This is a genomic window from uncultured Gemella sp. (genome assembly GCF_963529685.1).
In the GTDB taxonomy this organism is placed as follows: domain Bacteria; phylum Bacillota; class Bacilli; order Staphylococcales; family Gemellaceae; genus Gemella.
On sequence record NZ_CAUSAI010000060.1, the window covers coordinates 1 to 7163 of the forward strand.

General features: G+C 30.7%; 7 protein-coding genes, 1 tRNA gene and 1 pseudogene. All 9 read left to right on the top strand.

Translation table 11 applies throughout. From position 1 onward, the window contains the following. Positions 1 to 705: pseudogene (gene deoA / locus RWS90_RS07395) on the top strand (pyrimidine-nucleoside phosphorylase); the annotation flags it as partial. Between the two features lie 9 nt (positions 706 to 714). Then, a complete protein-coding gene (deoC, locus tag RWS90_RS07400) occupies positions 715 to 1353 on the top strand; it encodes a deoxyribose-phosphate aldolase (RefSeq protein ID WP_314550103.1) in 639 nt (212 codons plus the stop codon). 417 nt (positions 1354 to 1770) lie between these two features. Continuing rightward, positions 1771 to 3102 (top strand): DEAD/DEAH box helicase, encoded by a 1332-nt coding sequence (locus RWS90_RS07405; RefSeq protein ID WP_314550105.1) that lies wholly within the window; start codon positions 1771 to 1773, stop codon positions 3100 to 3102. Then, positions 3102 to 3977, top strand: a complete 876-nt coding sequence (locus tag RWS90_RS07410) for a deoxyribonuclease IV (protein WP_314550107.1) — start codon at positions 3102 to 3104, stop codon at positions 3975 to 3977. The genes RWS90_RS07405 and RWS90_RS07410 overlap by 1 nt, the downstream gene beginning before the upstream one ends. Positions 3978 to 3996: 19 nt before the next feature. After that, the gene (locus tag RWS90_RS07415) at positions 3997 to 4446 is read left to right on the top strand and encodes a Fur family transcriptional regulator (protein WP_314550108.1); all 450 of its coding nucleotides are present in this window, start codon (positions 3997 to 3999) and stop codon (positions 4444 to 4446) included. Beyond that, positions 4446 to 5369: a tRNA pseudouridine(55) synthase TruB gene (gene truB / locus RWS90_RS07420; RefSeq protein ID WP_314550110.1), complete on the top strand. Its 924-nt coding sequence runs from the start codon at positions 4446 to 4448 to the stop codon at positions 5367 to 5369. Before RWS90_RS07415 ends, truB begins: the two co-directional genes overlap by 1 nt. Positions 5370 to 5379: 10 nt before the next feature. After that, positions 5380 to 6297 (top strand): bifunctional riboflavin kinase/FAD synthetase, encoded by a 918-nt coding sequence (locus RWS90_RS07425; protein WP_314550112.1) that lies wholly within the window; start codon positions 5380 to 5382, stop codon positions 6295 to 6297. Positions 6298 to 6443: 146 nt separating this feature from the next. Further along, the gene (gene rpsO / locus RWS90_RS07430; protein WP_314086061.1) at positions 6444 to 6716 is read left to right on the top strand and encodes a 30S ribosomal protein S15; all 273 of its coding nucleotides are present in this window, start codon (positions 6444 to 6446) and stop codon (positions 6714 to 6716) included. Between the two features lie 259 nt (positions 6717 to 6975). Further along, a tRNA-Arg gene (locus RWS90_RS07435) sits at positions 6976 to 7049 on the top strand. Positions 7050 to 7163: the final 114 nt, after the last annotated feature.

The window sequence follows — 7163 nt, forward strand, 5'->3', positions numbered from 1 at the left end:
AAAGTCGGTGACGGTGCTTTCATGAAAACTATAGAAGATGCAAGAGAATTGTCTCGTAGAATGGTTGAAATTGGAAATAGTGTAGGTAGAAAAACAATAGCCGTTCTGACTAATATGGAAGAACCATTAGGATATAATATTGGTAATGCTAATGAAATTATCGAAGGAATAGAGGCTTTAAAAGGGAATTGGTCAAGTGACCTAAAAGAAGTTGTTTACGAAATTGTCTATTTAGCTTTAAAACATAAAGGTGAAGTTAAGACATTTGAAGAAGCAGCTAAAAAAATAGACGAAGTGATTGCCAATGGACGTGCTTTAGAATTATTAAGAGAATTCATTGAATTAAGTGGTGGAGATGGAGAAGTAGTTAATAATTATGAATTACTACCAACGCCTAAATCAGTCCTAGAAGTATTCTCAGAAGAAGAAGGGTATGTAACGAAAATTAAAGCTGAAGAAATCGGCAAAGCAGCTATGGTAATCGGTGCTGGGCGTGCAACAAAAGAAGATGAAGTTGATCACGCTGTAGGAATTGAACTTAAGAAAAAAGTCGGAGATAAGGTAAAAAAAGGTGACGTTATTGCTGAAATCTACTTTAACGATGAAAAAAATGTTCAATCAAGTAAAGTTATGGTATTAGATGCCTACATTATTGGAAATGAAAAAATAGAAAATATAAAAAATATACTAGAAGTTATAGAATAGAGGTAAAAAATGGGATTAAATAAATATATCGATCATACAATTTTAAAAGCAACGGCAAGTAGTGCTGATGTACAAAAACTTTGCGAGGAAGCAATAGAGCATGAATTTTATAGTGTTTGTGTTAATGGATGTTATGTCGCAGATGCTAAACATCTTTTGCAAGGAACAGATGTGAAGGTTGCGGCTGTTGTAGGATTTCCATTAGGTGCAATGACTACTGCAGCAAAAGTTTTTGAAGCAAAAGAAGCTGTAGAAAATGGTGCTGGCGAAATCGATATGGTTATAAATATTGCTAAATTAAAAGATGGTGAATTTGAATTTGTTGAAAATGAAATTCGTCAAATCAAAGAGGCTATAGGAGATAATGTATTAAAAGTAATTATCGAAACTTGTTATTTAACTGATGAAGAGAAAGTTAAAGCATGTGAATTATCATTAGCAGCTAAAGCAGATTTCGTAAAAACTTCAACTGGTTTTGGAACTGGTGGAGCAACATATGAGGATGTAAAATTGATGAAGTCTGTTGTAGGCGACAATGCCAAAGTTAAGGCAAGTGGTGGAGTTAGAGATAAGGAAACTGCTCAAAAATATGTCGACTTAGGAGCAGAAAGATTAGGAACAAGTTCAGGAATAGAGATTGTAAAATAATGATGTGAAGTAATTCAGGAGAGTGTAATATGTCTTCTGGATTATTTTTTTCGGAAAAAGTTATGGAAATAGTTGCAGTTAACGTATAGGGAGTGACTCAAAAATCGTGATTTCTTAAGAAATAAGATTTTGTAGAGTTCTCCCGCACAGTTTATTAGATATCTAAAAAGTTTTTATAAAGTGAATTTAGATATCAATAAACCACTGAGTCTATGAGTTCTTATATGAACTTTGTTAAATTTTAGGACTTTTGGGTCATCCCCTAGCTAATTCCACGTATTTATAGTATAATAAAAGATGGTTTATTATGGCGTGTAGCAAGAATTATTGGTTTAGATATGCTCACGCAGAAGATTGTGGACTATATAGAAAGAGTCTATAGAATAATAATATAAAAAATTATAGAGGAGATTTTTAATGTTACCAAAGTCATTTGAACAATATAAATTTAATGAATTTGTAAATAAGGCAGTAATAGATTTAGGATTTGATAATCCAACAAAAATTCAAGAGAGAGTATTCTCACCAGTATTAAAAGGGAAAAATATTGTAGCAAAATCACAAACAGGAAGTGGGAAAAGTCATTCTTTCTTACTACCAATTTTTAGTAAATTAGATGTAACTAAGAAAAAAACACAAAGTATAATTTTAGCACCAACAAGGGAGCTTTCTAGACAATTATATGATATGGCGGTACATATCGCTAGTTTTTCTGAAGAAGATATTAAAATTACATTATGTATTGGTGGACAAGATTTAAATAGAGATATTGAAAGAGTATCAAATGCCCCGCACATTATTATTGGGACACCAACACGTGTATTAGAATTAGATAGAGCTAGTGCTTTAGCAATTAAAGAAGTAGAGAGTCTTGTAATCGATGAATGTGACATGATGATAGATTTAGGATTCATGGAAGATGTTGATAAAATTTCTAAAAGGGCAGCTGAAAATTGTCAATTTTTAGTATTCTCAGCAACGATACCAACACAAATGAATCACTTCTTAAAAAAATATCTAAAAAATGCACAGTATATCGAAGTTGATAATGCAAAATTCGGTAAAATTGAATATATCTTAATTCCTGAGAAGAGTTCTTCACGTTTAGAAAAATTACATGAAATAACAACAGTTATTAATCCATATTTAGCACTTATCTTTGCTAATAAGAAAACTGAGGTAGAAGAGGTAAGTAGTTACCTTATCTCTAAAGGATTAAATGTAGGTGTACTTCACGGAGATTTAACACCGCGTGAACGTAAGCAAATGCAAAGAAGAATTAATAACCTTGATTTCACTTATGTTGTAGCTAGTGATTTAATGAGTCGTGGGATTGATATTGAAGGAGTAAGTCATGTAATCAACTTCAATATACCGAATGATTTAGATTTCTTCATTCACAGAGCGGGGCGTACTGGTCGTGCTGGATTAAGTGGAGACTGTATTACAATTTATAACAATAAAGATGAAGAAAAATTACAAGATTTAGAAAAACGTGGCATTGAATTTAATCATCAAGATATTAGAAATGGTGAATTTGTTGAAGCTAAAGATAGAAACAAACGTCAAAGTAGAAAGAAAATCGTAGCTGATCATAATTTAACGGAAAAATTAAAATCAAAAGTTAAAGTATCTAAGAAAGTTAAACCAGGATATAAGAAAAAATATAAATATAAAATGGATAAACTTAAACAAAAAGAAAGAAGAAAATTTGCTAAACGTACTAATAGAGCAAACAGAGGTAAGTAATGAAGAACTTAAAAATAGGATCACATGTATCAATGTCTGGAAAAGAAATGATGCTTGGTTCTGTAAAAGAAGCGGCTAGTTATAATAGTGATACATTTATGATTTATACAGGGGCTCCTCAAAATACAAAAAGAAAACCAATTGAGGAATTACGTATAGAAGAAGCTCATAAGTTGATGAAAGAAAAAAATATAAGTGATATTGTAGTACATGCACCCTATATTATTAACTTAGCAAATACTATAAAACCAGAGATCTATCAACTTGCTGTTGATTTTTTAAGATTAGAGATAGAAAGAACAGAAAGAATTGGTGCTAAAAATATCGTTCTACACCCAGGATCACACGTTAAGGCGGGAACTGATGTAGGTATAGCAAGTATTGTTAAAGGATTAAATGAAGTTTTAACAAAAGATATGAAACCTAATATAGCTCTAGAAGTAATGGCTGGAAAAGGTAGTGAATGTGGAAGAACATTTGATGAAATTGCTCAAATTATTGATGGAGTTACATTAAATGAGAAATTAACTGTTACCTTTGATACTTGTCATGTATTTGAAGGTGGATATGATATAGTTAATGATTTAGATGGAGTACTTACGGAATTTGATAAAATAGTAGGTCTTGATAGAATTCAGGTTTTACATATTAATGATAGTAAAAATACATTAGGCGCGCATAAAGATCGCCATGAAAATATTGGATATGGTGGAATTGGATTTGATGGGATAAATAGAATTATACACCTAGAGGAATTTACTAATATACCAAAAATTTTAGAGACACCATGGTATGGTGAGAAAAAAGAGATTGCCCCTTATAAAGATGAAATCGCAATGTTGAGAAATAAGGCATTTGTAGATTTTAAAAAATAGTAAATGCAGGAGGTTACTTATGGTTGCATCAGAAGAAAAAGTTGATAGAATTATGAGGATGTTAAAAGAAAAAGGATATAAATATACAGATAAAAGAAAAGCTATGGTAGAACTATTAGTAAAAGAAGATAGATATATTAATGCAAAGTATGTATCTGAAACAGTTGGTAAGATGTATCCTGGACTTAGTTTTGATACAATATATAGAAATCTAAGTACATATGAAGAATTGGGAATATTAGAAACAACAGAAATTAAAGGTGAAAAATATTTTAAAATAGGTTGTTTAGAACCTGATCATCACCATCATCACCATATATGTTTAGGATGTGGTAAGGCTAAGATTATCCATGTACATGTTTGTGATAATCTGGAGATTGATGAATTGAAAGGTTACCAAATTGATGGCCATAAGTTTGAAGTTTACGGATTATGTCCTGAGTGTTTGAAAAAAGAGGATAATAAATAATGTTTGAGGGTATTTTGCCAATATATAAAGAACGTGGAATTACAAGTCACGATGTAGTATTTAAAGCAAGAAAGATCCTTCAAATGAGAAAAATAGGACATTCAGGGACATTAGATCCAGAGGTTGATGGAGTATTATTGTTATTATTAGGCGGTGCTACTAAGGTTAGTGATTATGCTATGGATTTAGGAAAAAGTTACAGAGCTGAAGTATGCCTAGGCTTGAAAACAACAACTGAGGATCTTACTGGAGAGATTGTAGAGGAATGTAAAGTAAGTAATATTAATGTAGAAGAAATAGAAGATATTTTACAGTCTATGATTGGTGAAATAGAACAAAAACCACCGATTTATTCGGCTATTAAAGTAAATGGAAGAAAACTTTATGAATATGCTAGAAAAGGACAATTTGATGTAGAAATTCCAACGAGAAAAGTAACTATATATGATATTACTTTTATAGAAAATAGTGAATACTATAAAGATGATAAGTTTTATTTTTCTATAGATATAGATTGTGGTAAAGGAACATATGTTAGAACAATTGCAACTAGTATTGGAGAAAAACTTAATTTACCTAGTACGATGAGTAGATTAACAAGAACTAGAAGCGGTGAAATAACTTTAGAAAATTGTTTAAAACTATCTGAAGTTGAACAAAAAGTTCAAGAAGGAAATTTGGAACAAAGTCTTTTAAGAAAAGAATATGCTCTAGAAGAGTATCAATTTGTAGAAATACCAAAGTATAGAGCGCAACAAGTAATGAACGGATTAAGATTTAGAAAAAATCAATTCCCGGATTATGATTTTACGAATGGAATAGTTTTTACATATGAGAATGAGGCGATAGCAATTTATCACCTTAAAGATAAAGAGGATGAGTTATTATCTGTAAAAACAACATTTCCAAAAATAATAGAGTAGGTAGATGAAGATGGAAATATTTAATATTTCGAAATTTGATGAAATAAAAAGTGATGAAAGTAAAAGAGTAGCAGCTTTAGGTTTTTTTGATGGAATACATAAAGCTCATCAAAATATAATAGGTGAAGCTGTAAAGGCGGCTGGAGAGAAGTTTAAGTCAATAGTTATAACTTTAGATAAAAGTCCAAAAGAATATTTTGGTAAAACTAGTGAGGAATCTCTTACACCGATAAATAAAAAAAATGAGCTTTTAAAAGAATTAGGTGTAGACGAGGTTTATTATTTAGAATTTAATGAACATTTACAAAATCTATCGGCTGAAGAATTTATTGAGTTAATTTTGAAAAAACTTAATGTAGAAAAAGTATTTTGTGGGTTTGATTATAGATTCGGAAATAGAGGGTTAGGTACACCGGAATTAATCAAAGAAAAAGGGATAGAAGCAAATATTCAAGAAGAGCAGCTTATAGATGGAAAGAAGATATCGACAACATCGTTGAAAGAATTTGTAAAAAGTGGAGATTTTATAAAATATAAACAATATGCAGGAAGATACTATTCTATCGATGGTTTAGTTGTAAAGGGTAGACAATTGGGTAGAACTATTAATTTTCCAACGGCAAATCTTCAACTTAGTGAAAAATATCTATTACCTGAAACAAATGGAGTGTTTATTACTAAGATAAAGGTGAGAGACAAAATTTATAAATCAATAACTAATATTGGTTATAATCCAACAGTTTCAAATGAACAAAATAAAAAATTTATTGAAACACATATATTGGATTTTGATGATGACATTTATGGAGAAAAAATTGAGATCTATTTCTATGAATTTTTAAGAAATGAACAAAAATTCGAGAGTTTTGATCATTTAAAAGAACAACTAAAAAAAGATAAAAAAGCGTGTGAAGATAAAAAAATATAGAATTTGGCAATATTTTATAGTTATAACTTGAATTATAGTTTAAAATGGTGTAAAATAACTATGTTCCTTATTCGTGGTATAGAAACCCTCCAGGTTCTACACTAGGATTAAGGTCGCAAAAATAAAATTATATGGAGGAAATTGCAATGGCAGCAATTAGTCAAGAAAGAAAACAAGAAATTATCGCTCAATACCGTACTCACGAATCAGATACTGGTTCTCCAGAAGTACAAATCGCAGTATTAACTGCAGAAATCGATGCTTTAACTGAGCACTTAAACACTCACAAAAAAGATCACGCGGGTCGTCGTGGATTACTTAAAAAAGTTTTCCGTCGTCGTCACTTACTAGATTACTTAATTAAAAAAGATATCCAAAGATACCGTGAATTAATTAAATCTCTAGGATTAAGAAGATAATTTTTAAAATGCTTATAGGAAAGCCGTTTGAGAGACTTCGGCTTTCCTTTTTCTATAAAATGTAACGAAATGGTAACGAATATTTAATTTACCTATTTTTAAACAGCTTAGAATTTTTTACAAAGGAGATATAAACTGGAATTTACTCTGGGAATTAACTTTTAGACAAATATTTTTTTTATCTACAAAAAAGTATTGACATAATATGGAAAAATTGATATACTATTAAAGTACTTCAGGGAGAAGTAGTATTTAATATGTCTCAGTAGCTCAGCAGGATAGAGCAACGGCCTTCTAAGCCGTCGGTCAGGGGTTCGAATCCCTTCTGGGACGTCATCTAAAAGAGTAGATTGATTTCTACTCTTTTTTTATTAATGACTTTAGTCAGTTGGGGAGGCGAAGTCTCCGAAACAAAAAACCACCCGCTATGCGGGTGAGAGCCAAGAG